This window comes from Psychrobacter sp. JCM 18901, assembly GCF_000586435.1.
Lineage (GTDB): Bacteria > Pseudomonadota > Gammaproteobacteria > Pseudomonadales > Moraxellaceae > Psychrobacter.
Genome location: NZ_BAWH01000006.1, coordinates 98,006 through 120,402, shown reverse-complemented (window position 1 = coordinate 120,402; position 22,397 = coordinate 98,006). Strand labels below are relative to the sequence as shown.

Below are 22,397 nucleotides of genomic sequence, written 5' to 3'. Positions count from 1 at the left end.
AGTTATTCGTCATTAGCAGACTTGGTAATCTTTTTTACATCTTTAGGGATGTTTTTGGCAGTACCATCAACCGTAGTATGCTGTTTAAACACATCACCAAATGGGTTTTGCTGCTGTTGACCAAACGGATTCTGACCATTCATGCCACCTGCACCACCGAACGGGTTTTGACCGCCCATACCACCAGCACCGCCAAACGGATTTTGACCGCCGCCCATTTGACCACCCATCTGCTTGGCCATCATTTCCATCATTTTTTTGCTGGTTATTCATGACGTAATTATTGGCCAAGTCTTTTAGCTTTTTCTGCACAGGTGGTAATACTACTAACAGCGCCATCAAATCACTAAGTACCCCAGGAATAAGCAGTAAAATACCTGCAGCTGCCATCGCGATACTCTTAATCATCGTGGTCTCTGGCGGACGCATCGCAGGTTCATCATGCCACCAGCTTTCATTTGCTGTGCCATTGGATTAAGAGCAGCCATACCTTTGCGCATCAAAGAGATACCGATAACCGCGGCGATAATAAACCACATAAACACCCACCAGCCGCTCATAAACTGAGCAAGCAAATACCACAGTAGCATCTCGATAATAAACCAAACGATGGCTATACCAACTATCTGACCCATAAAGTGTCGTCCTATAAAATAAAAACCAATAAATTGAGCGCCATGAAAATTAAAATGGCTAACATATGATGTATATGGGGATTGGTTGCTATACTATCAAACTTAAGGCTAATTTTTAAGCCATATAGTCGGTACAATATAATTTGGATACAAGGAAGACAAACGTCAGTGCTACTAGCAGTAGGCTAAGCGAGTCTGACTCCATATCCGATTTCTATAGGACTGAATATAAAATGACAGGTAAGCAAGACGGAATATTATGGCAATTATTATAGGCATTGACCCAGGGTCACGCATGACCGGTTATGGGATAGTACAGCAGACAGGTGACAAGCTGACCTATATCGATGCAGGGACGATTCGTACAGATACCAAAGAGATGCCTGAACGCCTCAAGCGTATCTTTAATGGACTAACCCGTATCACACAGCATCATTTAAAATACGCAGACGAGCCTATCTATACGGCGATTGAGCAAGTATTTATGGCAGAAAACCCTGATTCTGCACTTAAGCTTGGGCAAGCACGAGGTGCAGCGATTGCAGCGATGGTTGCACTAGATTTAGAAGTATCAGAATATACGGCTCGGCAAATCAAACAAGCCGTCTGTGGCTATGGAGCAGCGGCCAAAGAACAAGTGCAAGAGATGGTGTGCCGGATATTAGCGTTAGAAGTCGTGCCGCAACAAGATGCTGCCGATGGTCTTGCCTGCGCCATCTGTCATGCTCACTCAAGCCATTCAATGAACAAACTGATATTGAATAGCGCCATGCGTGGCCGCGGTGCTTCTAAAAAGAAAGGCCGTTGGCGTTTGACCGAAGAAGATTTAGGTAACTTACGTTAAAGATCAGCGTCAAAATAGCTGAGCGTTAGAGCAAACAATCGTCAAAATAGATAAACAGCAAATTAGACACCCCATAAAAAAAACACGCGCTATTAGACGCGTGTTTTTATGGCTATGAGCATTTCACAGCTCAAAATACAGTAAGCTACTCTACAACTGCACTTTCAATGACAGCATCCAATATATAGGCATACTTTTCATCAGCAGTATCATCTTTAGTTGGCTCACTGGTCTCTGATAATTCATCGATATATAGTGGATAGCGTTGTAAGCGTAATACTTCTTCGTGTTTGCTGTCATGCTGATAGCCATCGATCTCACCAACGAATACTCGCCACTGTCCTTCATGAGTTTTAATACCTTGATCATTATAAGTAATAGGCTTAACTTGTAAACACTGCTCAGGTTTGCTTGCTTCGCAAGGTACAGTTTCGGCGTTTACTGCCCAAAACACCGTTTCACCCTTACTGTTATATTTCGCTTGTGCAGTAAGCCTACCATTCCAAACCAGAGTTACATCATCGTCGGTAAACTGGGTTAATACTGGATTATCGCCTTGATCAATTTTGAACTCACTACTGCCCTGCATCAAAGTGTTTAAGGTGTTTTCTGCCATATCTAACTCGCCACAAGACATCTTCGTACTCATACCCTCTTCAGTAGTTAAGGTATGCCCTTTTAACTGATAGCCAGCACTAATCGTATTACAGCCTACGCTATAGCTTAGCGTATCTTGCCCTTGATACTGGTTGAATGCAAGCGTTACCTGACTGTTGATATTCGCAAATTCAGCCATAAGTTGTTCATTGGCATCGACTGCATTTACTAACGTCCAACGATGATGAGATAAGGTGGTCGTCAGCTTTTCTTGAGCAGTTAATTCAACAGGTTCAGATTCGTCTGATGTAGGCTCATACTAGATACCAGATCTTCACTTACGGCTGAGTCTGTCATCTCGCCAGCTTCAGTACCCTGCGATGTATCATTCTCGCTAGACGCCGCTTCTTTTTGACACGCACTTAGCATCAAACTAACTGCCATCATACTGGGTAATAGCAGTAGTTTTAACGTTGGCTTATTTCGGCTACCTACCATATTACATACCTCTTAGTAAGCTTGTACAACTTATCTCGCGTACCATCTATATTTTAAAAAACCTATTCAAAAGAAGTCATAATTTAAAAGCATTCCTCTTTAATGAACGTTTTAAAAATATAATTGATATAACTAAGCTAGATTAACCACTATAACCTTGGCTCTATTAACCTATGTAACGAAATGTTGATTTTTATTATATTTCATAAAAAAAACAGCTAACGATTGAGGTTAGCTGTTTTGCTTTATAGCGAGCAATTTATCGGATAGGTTAATAGATAAATTTTATGATTTAAACTATTTTTCTAGGGCGTATCCTCATTTTAAAAATGGTGATAAAAATGAGATAAATGGCAGTCAAACAAGGAAAATAGCGCAGATAATATCGAGATATTAGTCAGCTATTTGACGCCATTTGGCAAGATTTAGCCATTTTTAACCCATTTAGATAACTATCGATTGAATTGAGGACACGCCCTAGAACCTTTTAGTCATTCACACTGGCAGGTTTGGCTTTAGCCATATTTTTAATACTGAAGCGTTCATTCATCATTTGATAAAACCGTGCTAAGTTTTCACCTTGCTCATTAGGATTGACCTTGAGTATTTTGCCAAAGTCTAACCCCAGATATAACACGATATCAGCAAAGCTTAGTTGCTCACCGACCAAGTAATCACGGCCGACTAACGCCGTCTCAAAATATGCCATGGCTTTGGTAGCACGGGCAATAGAGGGCGCGACAAACTCTGGCACTTGTTCGACTCGCTGAGCTTTTGAGGGGTGGCTGTGTTGAAACGCCAGCATCAAGTTGTACAGGACTTCAAATTCAGCAATACGGCGCATAGAGCACACTTGCGCACGCTGCACCACATCATTGCCCATCACCGAGCGCTCACCATAAACACGATCCAGATATTCACAAACTGCCTGAGAATCATTCAGTACTGTACCATCATCTAAGGTCAAAACAGGTACGGTCTGCATCGGATTCATTTGCGTAAATGCTTCTGACATTTGCTCATTTGCCGCAAAATCAATATCGATCACATCCACATCATCCATGTCATCGACATCGATACCTTTTGAAGCCAATAAGATAAGCGCTTTACGCGGATTGGGCGCTGTACGGGTAATATATAGTTTTTTCATAGCAAACTCCTTGTAAGAATGATTGGACAGCGATTTGACGCTGATACGCTTTATTATGGTTATTGTACTGATATGCACAAATATTGATACGCTATACCACAGTTATAGCCTAATCTGGCCATCATGGCAAAGCGTTATTAATCATAAAGTAGAAATAAGTAAAGCCCCATAACCTTGAGTCATGGGGCTTTATTTAATCACATTTATACATCAGTCTAATTATTTGTTTGGTGCAGGTGTGGTGCGTAGATACGGTTTAATCTCTTTGTGACCTTTTGGATATTTTGCAGCGATATCTTCGTTTTTCACGCTTGGAGGAATGATAACGTCGTCGCCATCTTTCCAATCAACAGGCGTTGCTACGTTATATTCATCAGACAATTGCATCGCATCAATCACACGGATAATCTCATCAAAGTTACGGCCACAACTGGCTGGATAAGTCAGTGTTAAGCGTACTTTTTTCTTAGGATCAATAATAAACACACTTCTGACCGTCGCTGTATTGTCAGCATTTGGATGAATCATGTCATAAAGATCTGCAACCTTGCGCTCAGGGTCTGCAATGATAGGGAAATTGACAGCAGTACCTTGGGTTTCTTCAATGTCACTTACCCAACCTTTATGATCTTCTAAACCATCAACCGATAGCGCAATTGGTTTAACATTGCGCTTCTGGAACTCACCGCCTAGTGCTGCGGTACGACCAAGCTCAGTGGTACATACTGGCGTATAATCTGAAGGATGTGAGAAAAAAACCACCCAATGATCGCCTGCCCACTCGTGGAAATTAATATCGCCTTCTGTGGTCGCAGCGTCAAAGTTTGGTGCGGTATCGCCTAAACGTAAATGTGCCATGCTTGATTCCTTAGCTATGTGAATGAACGCTTATATCGACACGTCGGCCTCGCGTTCTATTATTGTCATCGACGTGCTCAGCTATCAAATATAACATAAAGCACATCCGTAAAAACTGACTTTATCTTAACAAACTGGTTATGAATGTCTTGTGACGGATTGTAATGCGGTTATTCCATTTACCTCTAAGCTGATGGACAAATTTTTTAATGAATTTTATGGACAAGTAGCTTTGATAAATAATTAAACCACCATACCTGCATCCCATAAGCAAAATTCGCACCATAATCATACTTAACTTTATAACTGCACACAAAAAAAGCCCATCCCTAGCGTACTAGAAATAGGCTAACTTGCAAACTACTATTGTTCAGTATTATTTCAAAATATTCATTTGGATAAGGATACTTTTAAATACTAAGCCAACATAAATTAAGCTGGCTTATAGCTATCACGTAAGCTAACGATTTGGTTAAATACTGGCTTATCAGTGCTGTGATCTTCGCTGTCAGAGATGAAGTAACCTTCACGCTCAAACTGGAAGCGCGTGCCAGCATCTGCATTGACCAAAGATGGTTCAACTACTGCATTTAGCTCAGTGAGCGAGTTCGGGTTTAGCGCTTGATGAACATCAGCGACGCCACTTGGGTCCTCAGCACTGAATAGCTGCTCGTACATGCGTACTGTCGCTGGCACACCTTGACTGGCTGATACCCAATGAATCACACCTTTGACCTTGCGCCCTTCAGGGTTGTTACCCAAAGTAGCAGGGTCAATCGTCGCTTTTAGTTCAACGACATTGCCACTTTCATCAGTGATATGCTCAGTGACGGCTAGCACATAAGTATTACGTAGACGAATCTCTGGCTTTTCTGGAGAGAGACGCTTGTAGCCTGCTGGCGGTTCAATCTCGTAATCACCTTGATCGATGTATAGCGTCTCGGTAAATGGAATCTCACGCTCACCCATATCCACGTTAGGATGGTTTGGCTGAGTCAACCAAAGCGTCTGAGTCGCATCGTCAAAACGTGCATTAACGCTATCGGCTTTTTGTGACTCCCAACTGCTGACCGCCTCGCTAAAGTTAGTGATCGTCACTTTCAATGGCTTTAAGACTGCCATACCGCGACCAGTAGTTGTCTCTAACGATTGACGAACACTAAACTCTAGTAAACGGAAATCAACCACACTATCCGCTTTGGTCACACCCACACGCTCACAAAAATCGCGCAAGCCCTCTGGCGTATAACCACGGCGGCGCATACCAGCGACGGTCGGCATACGGGGATCGTCCCAACCGCTTACGATACCTTCATCTACCAGTTGCTTTAGCTTACGCTTACTGGTCAATGTATGATCAACGTTTAAGCGGCTAAACTCGTACTGATGCGGCGGTACGTCAAAGCCGATTTTTTCGATGACCCAATCATAGAATGGACGATGATCTTCAAACTCAAGCGTACATAACGAATGGGTAATCCCTTCTAACGCATCGGAGAGTGGATGAGCAAAGTCATACATCGGATAGATGCACCATTTATCACCAGTCTGATGATGCGCTTGATGCATCACGCGATAGATAACAGGATCACGTAGGTTCATATTTGGGCTAGCCATATCAATCTTGGCGCGCAAAGTAGCCTTTCCTTCAGCGTATTTACCGTCTTTCATATCGTTGAAAAGCGCTAGGTTTTCTTCAACACTGGCATCACGATATGGTGAAAGTGTTCCCGCTTCATTAAATGAACCACGGTTTTCTTTGATTTGCTCAGGGGTTTGCAAATCAACATAAGCGTCGCCTTGCTCAATCAACTGAACTGCCCATGCATGCAACTGATCGAAATAACCTGAGGCATGATGCGCCTCGCCTGCCCACTCAAAACCTAACCACTGCACATCGTTCTTAATATTGTCGATGTAATCTTGCTTTTCAGCGGTTGGGTTGGTGTCATCAAACGTAGGTTGCACACACCGCCAAACTCTTTGGCCACACCAAAGTTTAAGCAGATAGATTTCACATGGCCTAAATGCAGGTAGCCATTTGGCTCAGGCGGAAAGCGCGTTACAATTTGCTGATATTTTTGCGCATTGACATCGTCACGAATGATATTACGAATAAAATCGTTTTTTTGGTTCATCTTTTTGTGCATTGTTGCTTGAGTGATCACTCATCGGGCATTGCTCCTAACGCAAATTGTCAGTTCATGGTGCGTGCCATCACGCATCACGAAACGTTTAAACTAAGGTGTTAAAATAAAGCGAGAATATTAAAACTTAGATAGTGCGACCGCATTATCAAAATTTGTCAAAAATGGGTAAAGTTGCGTTATTCTATCAGGTTTCGCAAACGCATTAACAGCCTGATACATGACACGGGATAAAAAAGCCGTTAGACTACCCGTAACTTTTTAACCACCACTCACAATAGTGCTATTTAAGGCGCTGCAATCAAAAAGGAATATCCCATGGTAGACATGCCACCAGTAGTAGAACTTGAAACCAATATGGGTGCGATCGTTATCGAACTCAACGAAGAAAAAGCACCAAAAACCGTAGAAAACTTTTTAAACTACGTAAAATCTGGTCATTATGACGGTACAATTTTCCATCGCATCATTGATGGTTTCATGATTCAAGGCGGCGGAATGGACGCTGAGATGAATGAAAAACCAACCAATGCGCCTATCGAAAACGAAGCGGACAACGGTCTAAAAAAATGACAAAGGTACTATCGCAATGGCGCGTACCCAAGATCCTCATTCAGCGACTAGCCAGTTCTTCATCAACGTAAAAGACAACGACTTCCTAAACCACTCTGGCAAAAACATGCAAGGTTGGGGTTACACCGTATTTGGTAAAGTAACAAGCGGTATGGACGTTATCGAAAAAAATGCGCAGCGTACCAACTGGTCGTTTCGGCATGCATGCTGATGTGCCAAAAGAGCCAGTTGTTATCAACTCAGCAACCATCATCACTCAGTAATAGTCATTCAATAGCAGCTATTCAGTAATAGTTACTTAGCGATAGCTGTGAATGAGCGAGCACTTTCTAGTAGAATTTACTAAGTAATGCTCGTCATACGATAAGTCACGAGGACCAAGATAAATGCAAAGTTTTGATCACTTAATCACGACCCGCCCTCATCAAGTGCGGCAAGTATTGATTAGCGATTTGCATTTATCGCCTCAGGAGCCTGCCTTAGTGCAGGCTTTTTTTTGGCGCTATTAGATGACTGTCTCGCCCTGCCTGCGCTCAAACGCCTTTTTATATTGGGTGATTGGTTTGAGGTGTGGCTGGGTGATGATACGTATTTGTCCCTATCGAAAGAGAAGGAGTCAGAAGATGAGCAGAAAAAAACATTGGCTAACTCCGCTCATAGCTAAACTCAAGCAGCTACGTATCAATGGCTGTGAAATATTGGTCATGCATGGCAATCGTGACTTCTTGTTGGGTCAGCCGTTTTGTAATCTGTTCGGTGGTGAGCTAATCAGCGAGCCATATACTTTGCCTATTGGTCAGCAGAATTACCGCTTAGAACACGGTGATGCGCTCTGTACTGATGATAAAAAAATATCAGTTCTTTCGTAGAATTATGCGCAACCGTTTAACTCAGTGGTATCTGCTCAATAAGTCATTAGAAAAACGCTTGGCAATTGCAGACAACATGCGTAAAAGAAGCCAACAGAATAATGCGAACAAAGCTGCGCATATCATGGACGTGAATGATAAAGCCGTACGTCAAGCCATCACTACTAGCGATGCCTTATTACATGGACATACTCATCGTCCAGACATTCATCAGGCGACTGCTGATAAAAAGCGCTACGTGCTTGGCGATTGGCGATTGTTAGATAAAGCTACGCGCCAGCCGAAAGTCAGTGCTGTGATTGGTGCAGTGACAGATGACGGTTTTAGTAGTAACGATTTAAGCAGTAATGATGCTGAGTTGGATTGTTTGAGTTTATAATGCTTGTTTGACTTGATCGTTGAACCTAGCTTAAAAACAAAAAGGGGTCTGTTGAAATATCAACAGACCCTTTTTATGTTTACTACAATTCTTTGCCTACACTTTTAAGTAGCTTATCTTTTGCTTGCTTTTTAAGGTATTAACTTAAAGAAATGCTGACGGTAGTGTTTTAACTCACGGATAGAATCACGAATATCGTCTAGGGCTAAGTGACTGCCACCTTTTTCGAAATTCTTTAAGATATCAGGCCGCCAGCGGAAACAAAGCTCTTTAATTGACGACACATCAAGATTGCGATAATGGAAAAACCGCTCAAGCTCTGGCATTTGGCGCGCCATAAAGCGACGATCTTGGCAAATAGAGTTACCACACATTGGCGACTTACCACTATCAACCCATTTGTTTAGGAACTTGATGGTCTCCGCTTCGGCTTCTGCCAATGTCACCGTACTACGACGTACACGATCGACCAATCCTGATTGACCGTGTTGCTTGGTATTCCAGTCATCCATTTTGTTTAAGACTTGATCCGATACCTTGATCGCAAATACAGGCCCTTCAGCAAGTACATTCAAATCTTCGTCAGTAACGACAGTAGCAATCTCGATAATCTCATCGTTTAAGGTATCAAGTCCGGTCATTTCTAAATCAATCCACACCAGCCCTTTTTTGCCTTGATTTTTGATTTTAATCTTATTGGGATGGTCACCGGTAGTCATACAATATCCTATGGTCATTAAATTTTGGGACAGTTTTAAACATAATTTAAAAAAAACGTATTGCGGTTGAATACTCATATTCAAGCAGGTTTTTCATGCACTGATTGATTCAAAAAAACCTAGCAATCAGCCAAAATATTACAAAACCACTGTCTGCCGCAGACGCTTTAGGCTGTATGTTAGCAAATTTTCACGCTACACTTAGCAATATTTTTATAATAGGTCAAAAACCCATGGCATTAATCCGGCAACGCAAACTGACTAAACAACAGATTCGTCGCATCGACAAGCAGCAACTGTCCAATCAAGATAGTATTGATGACAGTTTGATGGATGGCGTGGTCATGGCGCATTACGGTAAGCAACTAGAAGTACAAGTCACTAGCCTGCCAGCTGTCATACCTGAGCAGCCAGAGATTGCCCCTGATGATCCTGAGCCGTTTTGGCAAACGCTTGAATTGAATGATATCTGGCGCTGTCATGTGCGTACCAATCTACCGATGCTAGCTGCTGGCGATCAAGTACGCTGGAATGCCGATTCTAATACTGGCTTTGGACGTATCGAAGCGGTCAAACCACGTACATCGCTGGTTTCTCGTCCTGACCGCTATCATAAGCTCAAACCTGTTGCCGCCAATGTCGATATTTTGGCGATTGTTTTTGCGCCATTGCCTGCCGCCGCACCAACGCTGATCGATCGCTATCTTGTGGTATGCCATCATGCAGGTGTCAAACCACTATTGGTACTCAACAAAGCCGATTTATTGGCAGAAGAGAACGGCGTGGATACCAATGAGTTATTGGCGCAGTATGCCGCGCTTGGTTATGAAAGCGTTCTGACTTCGGTCGATTGCCCTGAAAATATCGCCGAGAGCGATGAGCAAGAAGGCCTTGATGAACTAAAACGCTATATAGATAAAAAGCTGGTCATCTTCGCGGGTCAATCTGGCGTCGGCAAAAGCAGCTTAATCAATGCCCTTCTGCCTGACTCTGGACAGAGCGTCAATATCATCTCACAAAACTCTAAGCTCGGTCAGCACACCACGACGACCAGTAGACTGCTGCCATTCAATCCAGAAGACCTCACCCAAGGCGGTATCGTTGATACACCAGGAATTCGTGAATATGGCATTTGGCACCTCACCCCTGATGATATTATTTCAGGCTTTGTTGAGCTAGCACCATTGGCCGGTGACTGCCAATTCCGTGACTGTCGCCATACTCACAACAGCAAAGGCTGCGCACTATGGCAAGCAGTAGCTGATGGTGAAGTATTGCAGCGCCGTGTTGAAAACCTCGTCACGCTACGAGAAGAGGCAGATACTAAGCCTTATTAATATTTGGCTTGTTAGTGTCCGTCTTAATTAAACACGGTCTTGTGAGTAGATATTTTTATTAGGCTAAGAAGATCCATAGATAAGTACAATAACCGCCCAATTATTGCCCATGTCATCGCCCGTTTACTATAGATGGCCTTATCGGTATAATAGCGCCTTGTTCACTATCATTGGGCTGTCTTCTCAGCTTAATAGAACACTTATTTTTTTGGAGGTATGGTTTGGATCGTGCGCTGGAATTTGTGGGCAACCACCCGTTTTTATTTGGTATATTAGCCGTACTTGCTATACTGTTTTTTTACGATTGAAAACAAACGTAGCGGTAGAAAAATATCGCCAAACACGCTTGGCATGATGGTCAATTCTCAAAACGCGCAACTTATCGATATTCGCGCTAAAAAGAAGTTTGAATCAGGCTATATTCAAGGCAGCCGCAACATACCGTTCACTGACCTCAAAGACCGTTTAGAAGAGATTCGCGCGATTGAGCAGCCAGTGATTATCATCTGTGACATGGGCGTCCAAGCAGGCGCTGCGATTCAGATGATTGGTAAAGATAGTGTCTATCGCTTAGAGGGCGGTATTGGCGGCTGGCAAGGCGCTGGCATGCCATTGGTTGGTATAAAAGACGCCAAAGCAAAGGCTAAAGGTAAAACAAAACCAAGTCTAAGCAAGTAATAGACCTGTATGGGCGCTTAAGTGAAGCGTTTATACACATCGCTTACCTGATGTTTATGCGACCTGACTAACATTATCAGCTCTATAAAAAGACACCTTTTTATCAGGTGTCTTTTTTTTGTGGTTTATTTTTTTATATTCTATTTATCATGTTTTATAGCACTAAAGGACGTTTTGAGCAAAAACGGCTTGAATTTGTCATGCCCATCCCCACTTTAGTAATGAGCATCACCGAATGCATTTGTACTTTACTCGTTGATAACAGACTATACCAACGCTTAGACTATGATAATTTATCATGCTCTTTATAATACGTTTGTTATCTCATAAATTTATAAATAAGGATTTATCATGACTGTATCTGTGAAAGTTTACACTACCCCTATCTGCCCATACTGCTCAAACGCCAAACAACTACTAAAAACCAAAGGCGTTGATTATGAAGAAATCGGCATGCACGATATGAGCAGTGAAGAGCGCCAAGCGTTGATGAAAAAAACCAATAACTACCGTACTGTGCCGCAAATCTTCGTTGGTGAAACCTTTGTTGGTGGTTTTGATGAGCTCAACCAAATGAACCAGCAAGGCAAACTTGACGAGCTATTGGCAGGTTAATCTGCTACCTTTCCTTACTGTCTGTCTTTTTTTATGTAAAGATAGACATTGTCAGGTTTTAATAGAGCAGTAAGAAGTAATGATAAAAATATCGAGACAATACCAAAAAATAGTCTCGATTTATATTACAATGAACTTTTATTAAAATGACGATTTGCCCAATCATTTGATTTAATTTTAGAGGATTTACCATGGCTGAAGAACAAGCACAACCACAATTGGCACTAGAACGCATCTACGTAAAAGACATGTCACTTGAAGTCCCAGGCGCTAGCGTATTCACCAAAGAGTGGAACCCAGAGCTTGATATCAATTTGTCTAGCAACGCTGAAAAACTAGATGACGATCATTATCAAATCATCCTAACTGTGAGCGTTACTGCCAAAAATGCGGAAGAAGCAGCATTTATCGCTGAAGTGCATCAAGCAGGTATCTTCTTACTAAAAGACATTCCAGAAGATCAAATCGGTCAAATCCTAGGCGCATACTGCCCTAATGTGTTGTTCCCATATGCTCGTGAAGTCATCAGTGATATCGTGACGCGTGGTAGCTTCCCACAATTGCTACTAGCACCTGTGAACTTTGATCAAGCGTATGCACAGAGCCAGCAGCAAGCACAAGTTGATGCTCAAGGTAATGCTTAAGCATTAATTAGAATATATGAGCTCTACCAGTCGTATATTTGATAAAGGGCCGTTTACTTATAATGAGTAAGCGGTCTTTTTGTGGGTATGTTTTATGAGGTATAAATTTATCAGCCATAAAAAAACCCTGCTATTAAACAGGGTCTTCAACGACTACATCGACTGGCTAAATCAATTAGCTAACCTCGATAATTAGCCTTTTAGTGCAGACAAAATTTGCTGCTTAACGTCATCGATACCTTGCGTACCATCAAACTTGTCATAGTTAGGCGCATCATCGCCTTCTTTAGCTTTGTCTTGGTAAAAACCAACCAATGCTGACGTTTGCTCATGATAAGTAGATAGACGGTCACGGATAGTCGCTTCTTGGTCATCTTCACGCTGGATAAGCGCTTCACCAGTGACGTCATCGATGCCTTCAACCTTTGGTGGATTGTGATCGACATGATAAACACGACCTGAACCTGGATGCTGACGACGGCCAGACAAACGGCTCACGATTTCATCATCAGGTACACTGATTTCGATAACATGATCGATAGCAACATCAGCGTCTGCAAGTGCTTGCGCTTGAGGAATAGTGCGCGGGAAACCATCTAGGATACAACCATTCACACAATCAGGCTTAGCGATACGCTCTTTCACTAGGTTGATAATGAGGTCATCAGAAACCAAACCACCAGCATTCATGATATCTTTGGCTTTTTTTGCCAAGCTCGCTACCTTCTTTAATTGCTGCACGTAGCATGTCGCCAGTTGAGATCTGTGGAATATCATATTCTTTAGAAATAAACTGGGCTTGGGTACCTTTACCGGCGCCTGGTGGTCCTAGTAAAATAATACGCATCATTACACGACTCTCCTTAATAGATAGGATTTTGGGATTAATAAAACTTTGGGATTAATTGTTTGCAAAGCTACCTTACCTTGTGGCCCTGCAAAGCTCAAGTATTTTCATTATTGATGTGATAAGTTGGCATGACTTATCTGTTCATACATGGTCAATTCAAGATAAAAAGTAGCAGCATTGACTGCGTTTGGAGCGCCCATTTATATATCTGGGTTACCTTTATATCTCTTTCAATCAAGTCAATCATAACACTGCTGCTCGCGTCCGTACTAAGCAACAGCGTCTGTATAATAAATACCATTAGCGTCCAGTATTTATATTACTACTATGGCTATGGAACTTGCTGATTGATTTCCACGTTGACCTGATTTTGTTCTGCGCTGATAACCACGGGATTGCCTGAGAGGTCGCCTGACTCTGCGGTAGCATTGCCACTATGACTGATACGAGCGATGACCGCTAGCTGTACTTTATCAGAACGAGCCGATCCTAAGGTACGCTCTGGCATCATAGCATCAAGATCACTTAGGCTAATAACCGCTTCGCCCTGTTTGATATTACTGATTGGTAGACGCTTAGCCGCAAATGGTGGCCCACCTTTCACGTCACGTATCGCCACAAACAGTGTATCGTCAGCTTTTACCAATGGTAACAGACTAGCATTTATTTTGACTGTTACTTCGACGCCTTCAGAGGCTTGCTGCTGCTGCATCACCACATTAGCACTAAGCTCGTCTAGACTTGATAGCGCTTGCATATGATCGCCTGGTTTGGCCGCGATACTGTCACGCAGACGTTTAATCCAGCCTTGCGCTTGATCGAAGTTACTAGCACGTGCCTCACCCATCGCCATAAGCATCTGTGCACCCTCATGCTCTGGGTTTGTGGCCAGTATGTTTTCTAACACTCGGCGGCTATTGGCATCTAACTGACCCTTATTAGCAAAGAAACTAATCTGTGCATAAGTGGTCGCAATCTCTTCGTTATCAGGTGATAGACGATAAGCGCGCGACAATGCCTCTAATGCCGAATCAGTCGCCTCTAATGACAAGAACAGCTCTGATAGGCGCATCCAGCGATTGTAGTCACTGGCATGACGATAGACGTTAGTCTGCATGGCACTGATGAGCTGATTACCATCTTCAATTGCCCAAGCAGGTGGCTGATCGATTCTACCTGTCAGTAAGTCATCTGCACTTGACCGACTTTGTCCTCAGCAGCCCACAGCTCAAAGACAGGTGTGCGATCACCGACCATCAGATATGCCATAGCAGTTAATACAGGTACCCAAACCATAATAATCAATCGGCTTTTGATACCTGGCGTGACCATCGGTGACACTTCACGCTGAGCATCCAAAAGCTGACGTTCAAGCTCAAGCTTCTGGTTTTGATAGTGATGGTCATCAATGATACCACTGTCTTTATCTGTTTTCAGCTCTGCTAGTCGCTCACGAAACACAGCAACGTTGATATCCAGCAGTTGATTGTCCACAGGCTTACTATGCGAACGAGGTGCTCTTAACCACGGCTTAATGGTGATAATGCCCAATAGTAGAGCGACAAGTAAACTTAGCGCAATAAATAAGCCAACAGTAGAAAATATGGTCATTTTTTTGCCCCCAAGGCTTGTAGTGTCGTCTTTGTCATCGTTATTGACTCGTGACAATAAGCGATCAAGTTCTGCTTTTTCAGCGGCAGACAACGCTTTGACATGGTTGTCTACTGCTACACCACTCTCGCCGCTGGCGACAAGCTGACGGCGTTTACTTTGCCAAAACCAACCGACCAATAAAACGATCAATAATAATGGTGGGAAAAACCATAAAATCCATGTTGAAGGACGTACTGGCGGCTTATAACTGATAAAATCACCATAACGCTCTTGCATATAGGCTCGAATCTCGCCATCACTACGACCATCTTTTATCAAGTCATAGGTTTTTTGCTTTAAGTCTTGCGCAATTGGCGCATCAGACCCTGCCAAATTTTGGTTTTGACATTTCGGGCAGCGCAGCTCTTCGATGAGACCGCGGTACTGGGCTTCTTGTTGCACAGAATCAAAATCGTAGACATCAATGGCAGCAAAGCTTGCCATACTCAATAGACAAGCGATAAACAAGCTTGCTAACTTTATGGTCGCATTTCTTATTTGGTAGGCTATCATTTGCACGCCTCCGCAACTTGGCTAGGATCTGGACTGACCCCATTATTACTAGCGTCATTGAGTACCATTAAGCAAGGCGTAATACGACTTTGCCAATTGCTCTCATTGATCTCACCGATGATATGCTGACGAATAATCCCATCACCATCGACGATGAAAGTCTCAGGCGCACCAGTCAGACCTAAGTCAAGAGCGAACTGTCCTGACAAGTCTTGAATAGACATAGAGAACGGGTCACCACCGCGATTCAGATACCCTAACGCATCACCAATATCATCTTTGTAGTTTACGCCCACCAAGTTAACACCGCGCTCTTCTAGTTTCATCAAAAAAGGATGCTCAATGATACAAGTTGGACACCAAGAGCCCCAAATATTCATGAGGAATGGCTTATCTGGCAAGTTGTCATTGGTCATGATACGACTGGTATCTGATAACAATGGCAACTCAAAGGCAGGTACTGGACGCTCAAGCGCCGTATTGGTCACGATATCAGTCGGTTTGCCCAGACGCATATAGAGCATAGCGACCAAACCAATAAAGATAACCAGCGGAATCAAAAACCCAATTTTTAGTTTTTTTCTTAGTTTTTACTTTATTGCTGCTTGCAACTTTAGAGTCTTTGACAGCCTCTTGCTGAGCTTTTCTATCAGCTTCATTGTTTGAGGTAGTCATATTAACGCTCCCCTATCTTTGTAGCTGACGTATCCAAATCTGCAACCGTCGCAAAGCCTGATTTTTTTGGCCGCGATTTGCGCAGGTGTTTTGGTTTTTTTTGATACGGTAACGATTGTCTAGCATACTGAGCAATGCGCCAAACGCCATGATAAGCGCACCCAACCATATCCAGCGGATAAGCGGTTTGACATAGATACGGAAAGCCCATTCATTGCTATCTTCAGCAATCGGCTCACCAAGTGCTACGTACACATCACGCATCAGATTGGCATCAATTGCAGCTTCTGTCATCGGCATCATACTGATAATATAGTTACGCTTTTCAGGATATAATGTGGTCACTTCTTGACCGTCTCTGCTGACTGTTACTTCTGCTTGGGTGGCGTCAAAGTTACTGCCTTTTACTTCACTAAAACCTTTTACCGTAAAGTCATAGCCTTGCACATTGACACTGTCGTTGGGCCCTAATGCCACATCGCGCTCAATGCTCAACGTAGTGGTAAATGCCACGCCGATAACTGCAATGATAACGCCAATATGAGCGGTTTGCTGACCCCAGTAGCTTAGACGCAACTGACGTAAGCCGTTTAAACGACTTGGTGCATTTTTGGTCTTATCTTTGAAATCGACAACCATCCATAACAATACCCAGAAGCTCACGGCCAGTGTGACACCGATATTTAGCATAGCTGATGGACTGGTAAAATAGGTGATAATGGCAGCCAATACCAAACTGCTCACCGCGATAACCATACCAGCACCCAATAACGGGCGGCTGTCTTGTTTCCAGCGGATATTAGAGCCCATACCCATCGCTACCAGTAGCAGCCATGTCAACGGCACAAATAGGGCGTTGAAGTATGGAGGGCCGACAGATACCTGACCTAAATTAAAGGCATCAGCAATAATAGGATAGAGCGTCCCAAGTAGTACCACTAAGGTTGAAATTAGAATAATAACGTTGTTAATTACCAAAAATGATTCACGTGAGATAAGTCGATACTGACTCTCGACCGTCAAACGCCAACCACGTACAGCAAACATCAGCAGACCACCACCGACGATGATACCGAGGATGACTAAAATCACTAGACCACGCGTTGGATCAGCGGCAAATGAATGCACTGAGGTGATGACACCTGAACGTACTAAGAACGTACCAAGCAAGCTAAGCGCAAAAGCAAAGATTGCGAGCATGATTGTCCATGCTTTAAATACACCGCGTTTTTCGGTGACAGCAAGTGAGTGCAGTAGCGCCGTTCCTGCCAACCATGGCATCAATGAGGCGTTCTCTACTGGATCCCAAAACCACCAACCGCCCCAGCCAAGCTCATAATAAGCCCACCACGAGCCAAGCGCGATACCAACTGTTAAGAAACCCCAAGCAGCCAATGCCCATGGACGCGACCAACGTGTCCATACCGCATCCAAACGCCCTTCCCACAGTGCTGCCATACAAAACGCAAATGGCACAACCATACCCACGTAACCCATATAAAGCATCGGTGGGTGAATAATCAAACCAAAATCTTGCAATACAGGGTTTAGATCCGCACCATCAACAGGCAGATTGGGTAATGTGCGATCAAATGGTGATGAGGTAAAGATAAGCATCGCTAACATCATCATCTGCACGCCTGCCAATATCACCAGCACTCGCGCACGCATAGACAACGGCAGTCCACGACTGAAGTAAGAGACCAGTGCACACCAAGTGGCCATGATGGTCATCCACAGTAGCAGCGAGCCTTCATGCCCGCCCCATGTCGCCGACAGCTTGTAGTACCAAGGCAGCAATGTATTGGAATGCTGAGTGACATAGACGAGACTAAAGTCGTTGTAATAAAAGCCTGCCATCAGCGCAGCAAATGAGGTAATCATTGCCGCAAATTGCGCCCATGCCAGACTTGGCGCCAAACGCTGCCAAGCGACGTGGTCACGCATGACGCCAATGGTTGGTAGTACCACCTGCAAAATCGCCAGTATAAAAGCGGCCAGCAAGGCAAAATAACCCAATTCTGTGATTAACATACGGTCTAACCTTGTTTACCTTGGATACAATTAAGGGTTCACCGATGGCATTGCTAGCCACTGGCAAACGCTAATAGTCCTTTATGCGGTCATAGTTTACGGTTAAAAACTGAGGTTTCAATTGCTGTAGAAGCACATAAAACCCGCTACTATCATTGTGACGTATCAATATGAATGATTGATACAAAATGCTTATCTATTGTTAACTTTACATTTTCTAGTTATTCAAAGCTTATTCAATACAGCCGTTCATGACTAATTAAAAATACTTATTGATGCATTACTGCATCGAGGGGAAAAATACTAACACTAAATGCAACCAACCTGCTAGAAAACCGGTCAAACCGCCCAAAACAATCAACGTCATCTCATCCTCACGGAAAGCTGGACGCAATAGATTCTGAAACTCATTTGGCGTAAGCGCACGTATTCTATCGCGAAACAGACCAAATATCTTACTGGCTCGGCTTTCATTTAGCTCAGGATCTCGCAGTGGCACCATCGTTGCGACAATAGATTTGTCGATAATGGTATTTTTAAGTTGTCCATAATCACGGCGACCCAATCCCACACGTAATGTCGTGCTAATCACTGGTGACTCTAGCACCGTATATAGATGCGATTTCATCAAATCACGCGTTTGCGCTGAGCGGTCACCATACATCATCTCATTCATGATGTTTTCCAGAGTGACCAAATCCTTTACCACAATTTCAGCAAAAACCTCAGAAACTTCCTCTTGGCGTTTCATAAAGCCGCCTTGCAAGCGATACTTTGCGATATGCGGTATAACGGGTTTGATAAATGGAAAGCGACTCTGCACCGAAAACAGCTTTAAATAAGGTATAAAATGTGGCTCCACTGGATTAAACACCATCCAAATGGCAATCCAATTGGTGAGAAAACCCCAAATCGCGGCAAAGAACGGTACGGTCCAATGCTGCGGCACTACCAAAAATATAAACATCTGGATAATACCAAATACCAGACCAATCAAAGCACTGATGTGCCAGATAAAGTCGATCTCTTTTTGTCCGACCTTTAGAAACATATTGACCATCAGGCGACGATCGTTTTCCATCGTGTTAACAATCATTTTGCGCATATCGACCAAGTCTTCGACATGATAAGTCAAATCTGTCACCAGCGACTGCATAATACTAGGTAGCTCTTTATGGGCTTGCGCATAGACACGGCGCTTTAGGGCGTAAGGCAGATTGCCCCACAATGCTGGCGAGTGATCCAGCATAATCTCATCAATCAATGGCTCAAGGTTTTTGTCCACCGTATCGGTGACAAATATCGCCATTTGCTCAGGCTCCATCGCCTTAAAAAAACTCATCAAGCGAACCGAGTTTTGAGAGCGTCTGGTCAACGATAACCCCTGATATCTTGCCCGCTTTGCGCGGAACAATACCTTGCCAACCGATACCTGGCAGCCCAAAAAATGGGAAGTTTGGAATACGAATACCCCAGAACTTAACCGGATAGAACAGCATCTTGAGCGCCATCCACACATGTACCCAAGTGACGAATGCCGTCACTGGTGGGATGGTCAGCATGGCAAAAAAACTCTGGATGTTCAGCTATCGTCTGCCATAATGAATTTACGTCCATGACTTATCTAGTCCCTGACAGGTTGATTGTCGTTGCTAATATTGTCGCTACTGATAACGAGACTTTAGCAAAATGAGAACGTTTCAAAAGACGCTCCGCCCATAATAACTACTATAAAATAAATCGTCTGATTTTAGCATACTTGCCATTTATTAGCACATATAGACCAGCGGCAAGTTGTGACTAAAGATGACATGGTTCGTATCGTCTGTTAACCAATAAAAAAACTAAATATAAGCCAGTGCTTAGTCAGTAGATAATCAAGACAAAATATATGACTGAGTACTGCGCCTGCTCATTTGTTCTGTTATAATTTGTAGTGCAATAACAAAGACTACCTGCGTATAAATGACTGCATAACGATTTCACCCCATACCCTTCTATGTGATTGAAACCATTTGCATTATCTTTTAGACTCACCGCACTTTGGTTCACCAACCTGCCCTCTTATTTTTCTTTTATTGACTCACTGACCGTTTGGGCTCTGATCTTCTATGAATAAACCGATAACTCCCAATACTGAACAGGTCAACAGTACCTTTACCAATCGTATTATCATCTTTGGGATTATAATATTGATTGGTTTGGGCGGTTTGATAACACGTTATGGGTATTTGCAAGTTTACGCTCATGATCAATACACAACGCAAGCCGATAACAACCGTATCAAACTGATATCTGCGCCGCCTAGTCGTGGGTATATCTATGATCGTAACGGAGTAATACTGGCAGACAATCAGCCAGTCTTTACAGCGATGCTCAGCCTGATGAGGTCGAAAATCCTGAGCGCACGTTGCATCTACTCGCGCCGATTTTTGATTTAACCGATACAGATATCACTGATATCTTGGCGCGTCTAAGTAAAAATAAAAACGACCCTGTGACGATTAAGATTGATTTAACAGAAGCACAGTTGGCTCAGTTTAGTGAGCGTAAGCCGTTCTTTCGCGGGGTCTCTATCCAAAGCAAGCTTACGCGCTCTTATCCTTATGATGAGCTGTTTGCCCATGTCATCGGCTATGTCGGACGTATCAATGACAAAGAGTCAAAGCGTATTGATAAAGACCGTTACGCTGGTACTGACTTGATTGGTAAAATCGGTATCGAAGACTACTACGAAGATATTTTGCTTGGTCAACCGGGTTATCAATCGGTAGAGACAGACGCACATGGGAATATCTTACGTCAACTGGATACCAAGCCGCCAATAGCGGGTAACGATATTACGTTGAGCTTGGATTATGGTTTGCAAACCATCGCCCAACAGCAACTCGATGGACGCCGCGGTGCAATCGTCGCGATAGATCCCAAAAACGGTGATGTATTGGCATTTGTTAGTAATCCAAGCTACGACCCTAACCCTTTCATATCGGGTATTTCTTTCAAAGACTACGACGATCTACGCGAAGATTTAGATCAGCCACTGTATAACCGCGCACTTCAAGGTACCTACCCACCTGGCTCTACTATCAAGCCATTTGAGGGTCTAGGCGGTATTCATTATGGTCTACGCGATTGGAACAGCACCATCTATGACCCTGGTTATTTTAGCTTACCTGGTGATACGCATCGATTCCGCGACTGGAAACGTGGCGGTCATGGCACGGTAGATCTAAAAAATCCATCGCGATGTCGGTCGATACTTATTATTATAAGTTGGCCTATGAGATGGGCATTCAGCGTCTGCACGATTGGATGGTACGCTTTGGTTTTGGTGAGGATACTGGCATTGATTTGCCTAATGAAAAATCAGGCATCATGCCATCACCAAAGTGGAAGAAAGACACTTACGATAAAGATTGGCTACCGGGCGAAACGATCTCGGTTAGTATTGGACAAGGATATTTCTTGGCAACACCGCTACAGATTGCCAACGCTACAGCCATGACAGCCAGTAAAGGTCAGCATATCACCCCGCACTTATTAAAGAGCAGTGACGGCGCCGCAGACGTCAAAATCATCACTAAGCCAGATGGTAAAATCGACTATAACGGTAAGCCGTCTGACTGGTTGCGCATGCATGATGCGATGGAAAGCGTGGTAGAAAACGGTACAGGACGCGGTATCTATACCCCGCGCTATCGTATCGCTGGTAAAACAGGTACTGCACAGGTGAAGTCTATCGCGCAGGGCAAACGCTATGACAAGTCGGCAATCGATAAGCGTCACTGGGATCATGCTTGGTTTAATGGTTTTGCCCCAGTAGAAGACCCGCAGATTGCCCTCGCAGTATTGGTTGAAAATGGCGGTGGTGGTAGTGCTGTTGCCGCACCTATCGGCCGTGCTCTATTTGATTACTGGGTATTACAACGTAAAACAGATCCTGTGCTGCCACCTTCTGCTGATGAGCTAAAAGTTATTAAACGCCAAAAGGCTTTTGAAAAAGCGATGCGTGATGCCATTCGTGATAAAGAAGCAAAAGCATTAGAAGAGAAAGAAGCCGCGGAAGCTGAAGCGACAGCAGCGACGTCTGAGTAACTAGACGTTTAAGTAGTTAATAGTATAAAAAGCA

General features: G+C 43.5%; 14 protein-coding genes and 9 pseudogenes. 10 read left to right on the top strand and 13 right to left on the bottom strand.

Annotated features, from left to right (window positions below):
• Window positions 1–2: 2 nt before the first annotated feature.
• A pseudogene (locus tag TT11_RS06715) lies at window positions 3–635 on the bottom strand (FxsA family protein).
• 259 nt (window positions 636–894) lie between these two features.
• Here TT11_RS06715 and ruvC point away from each other — a divergent pair.
• Window positions 895–1,479, top strand: coding sequence for a crossover junction endodeoxyribonuclease RuvC (gene ruvC / locus TT11_RS06710; protein ID WP_057760973.1), 585 nt, complete (start codon window positions 895–897; stop codon window positions 1,477–1,479).
• Between the two features lie 145 nt (window positions 1,480–1,624).
• Here ruvC and TT11_RS06705 read toward each other — a convergent pair whose 3' ends face one another.
• From TT11_RS06705 to TT11_RS06685, 5 genes and pseudogenes are all read right to left on the bottom strand, one after another.
• Complete coding sequence (locus TT11_RS06705; RefSeq protein WP_261869681.1) at window positions 1,625–2,275, bottom strand: META and DUF4377 domain-containing protein; 651 nt, start codon at window positions 2,273–2,275, stop codon at window positions 1,625–1,627.
• A gap of 80 nt (window positions 2,276–2,355) precedes the next feature.
• On the bottom strand, window positions 2,356–2,574 hold the full coding sequence (locus tag TT11_RS06700; protein ID WP_261869679.1) for a hypothetical protein: 219 nt from the start codon (window positions 2,572–2,574) through the stop codon (window positions 2,356–2,358).
• A gap of 487 nt (window positions 2,575–3,061) precedes the next feature.
• On the bottom strand, window positions 3,062–3,724 hold the full coding sequence (locus TT11_RS06695; protein ID WP_261869677.1) for a glutathione S-transferase family protein: 663 nt from the start codon (window positions 3,722–3,724) through the stop codon (window positions 3,062–3,064).
• Window positions 3,725–3,943: 219 nt separating this feature from the next.
• Complete coding sequence (locus TT11_RS06690; protein ID WP_238051199.1) at window positions 3,944–4,582, bottom strand: peroxiredoxin; 639 nt, start codon at window positions 4,580–4,582, stop codon at window positions 3,944–3,946.
• A gap of 432 nt (window positions 4,583–5,014) precedes the next feature.
• Window positions 5,015–6,732 (bottom strand): annotated as a pseudogene (locus TT11_RS06685) (glutamine--tRNA ligase/YqeY domain fusion protein).
• Between the two features lie 315 nt (window positions 6,733–7,047).
• Between TT11_RS06685 and TT11_RS06680 the strand changes: the two are divergent.
• The 4 genes and pseudogenes from TT11_RS06680 to TT11_RS06665 all read left to right on the top strand — a co-directional run bounded on the left by TT11_RS06680 (window position 7,048) and on the right by TT11_RS06665 (window position 8,550).
• A pseudogene (locus TT11_RS06680) lies at window positions 7,048–7,565 on the top strand (peptidylprolyl isomerase).
• Window positions 7,566–7,798: 233 nt separating this feature from the next.
• Window positions 7,799–7,966 (top strand): hypothetical protein, encoded by a 168-nt coding sequence (locus tag TT11_RS06675; protein WP_261869674.1) that lies wholly within the window; start codon window positions 7,799–7,801, stop codon window positions 7,964–7,966.
• On the top strand, window positions 7,926–8,171 hold the full coding sequence (locus tag TT11_RS06670; RefSeq protein WP_261869673.1) for a hypothetical protein: 246 nt from the start codon (window positions 7,926–7,928) through the stop codon (window positions 8,169–8,171). The genes TT11_RS06675 and TT11_RS06670 overlap by 41 nt, the downstream gene beginning before the upstream one ends.
• 4 nt (window positions 8,172–8,175) lie before the next feature.
• Complete coding sequence (locus tag TT11_RS06665; protein ID WP_261869671.1) at window positions 8,176–8,550, top strand: hypothetical protein; 375 nt, start codon at window positions 8,176–8,178, stop codon at window positions 8,548–8,550.
• Window positions 8,551–8,681: 131 nt separating this feature from the next.
• Here the strand turns inward: TT11_RS06665 and orn are convergent, their stop codons facing one another.
• Window positions 8,682–9,269 carry an oligoribonuclease gene (gene orn, locus TT11_RS06660; RefSeq protein WP_057760984.1) on the bottom strand — a complete coding sequence of 196 codons (588 nt, stop codon included), beginning with the start codon at window positions 9,267–9,269 and terminating at the stop codon, window positions 8,682–8,684.
• 233 nt (window positions 9,270–9,502) lie between these two features.
• On the opposite strand from orn, the gene rsgA reads away from it, so the two are divergent.
• From rsgA to secB, 4 genes and pseudogenes are all read left to right on the top strand, one after another.
• Window positions 9,503–10,606 (top strand): ribosome small subunit-dependent GTPase A, encoded by a 1,104-nt coding sequence (gene rsgA / locus TT11_RS06655; protein ID WP_261869670.1) that lies wholly within the window; start codon window positions 9,503–9,505, stop codon window positions 10,604–10,606.
• A 221-nt stretch (window positions 10,607–10,827) separates the two neighbouring features.
• Window positions 10,828–11,284 (top strand): annotated as a pseudogene (locus TT11_RS06650) (rhodanese-like domain-containing protein).
• Window positions 11,285–11,635: 351 nt separating this feature from the next.
• Window positions 11,636–11,899 (top strand): glutaredoxin 3, encoded by a 264-nt coding sequence (grxC, locus tag TT11_RS06645; protein ID WP_021813631.1) that lies wholly within the window; start codon window positions 11,636–11,638, stop codon window positions 11,897–11,899.
• A gap of 191 nt (window positions 11,900–12,090) precedes the next feature.
• A complete protein-coding gene (gene secB / locus TT11_RS06640; protein WP_057760989.1) occupies window positions 12,091–12,543 on the top strand; it encodes a protein-export chaperone SecB in 453 nt (150 codons plus the stop codon).
• 192 nt (window positions 12,544–12,735) lie between these two features.
• Here the strand turns inward: secB and adk are convergent.
• The 6 genes and pseudogenes from adk to TT11_RS06605 all read right to left on the bottom strand — a co-directional run bounded on the left by adk (window position 12,736) and on the right by TT11_RS06605 (window position 19,885).
• Window positions 12,736–13,390 (bottom strand): annotated as a pseudogene (adk, locus tag TT11_RS06635) (adenylate kinase).
• 334 nt (window positions 13,391–13,724) lie between these two features.
• Window positions 13,725–15,004, bottom strand: a pseudogene (gene ccmI / locus TT11_RS17155) (c-type cytochrome biogenesis protein CcmI).
• 15 nt (window positions 15,005–15,019) lie between these two features.
• Window positions 15,020–15,559, bottom strand: a pseudogene (locus tag TT11_RS06620) (cytochrome c-type biogenesis protein); the annotation flags it as partial.
• The gene (locus TT11_RS06615) at window positions 15,556–16,083 is read right to left on the bottom strand and encodes a DsbE family thiol:disulfide interchange protein (RefSeq protein ID WP_261863728.1); all 528 of its coding nucleotides are present in this window, start codon (window positions 16,081–16,083) and stop codon (window positions 15,556–15,558) included. The pseudogene TT11_RS06620 and the gene TT11_RS06615, both read right to left, overlap by 4 nt.
• Before the next feature lie 163 nt (window positions 16,084–16,246).
• Entirely contained in the window at window positions 16,247–18,268 is a 2,022-nt protein-coding gene (locus TT11_RS06610; RefSeq protein ID WP_261869666.1) for a heme lyase CcmF/NrfE family subunit, read from the bottom strand.
• A gap of 280 nt (window positions 18,269–18,548) precedes the next feature.
• A pseudogene (locus TT11_RS06605) lies at window positions 18,549–19,885 on the bottom strand (hypothetical protein).
• Between the two features lie 494 nt (window positions 19,886–20,379).
• Between TT11_RS06605 and mrdA the strand changes: the two are divergent.
• Window positions 20,380–22,363, top strand: a pseudogene (gene mrdA, locus TT11_RS06600) (penicillin-binding protein 2).
• The last annotated feature ends 34 nt before the right edge of the window (window positions 22,364–22,397 follow it).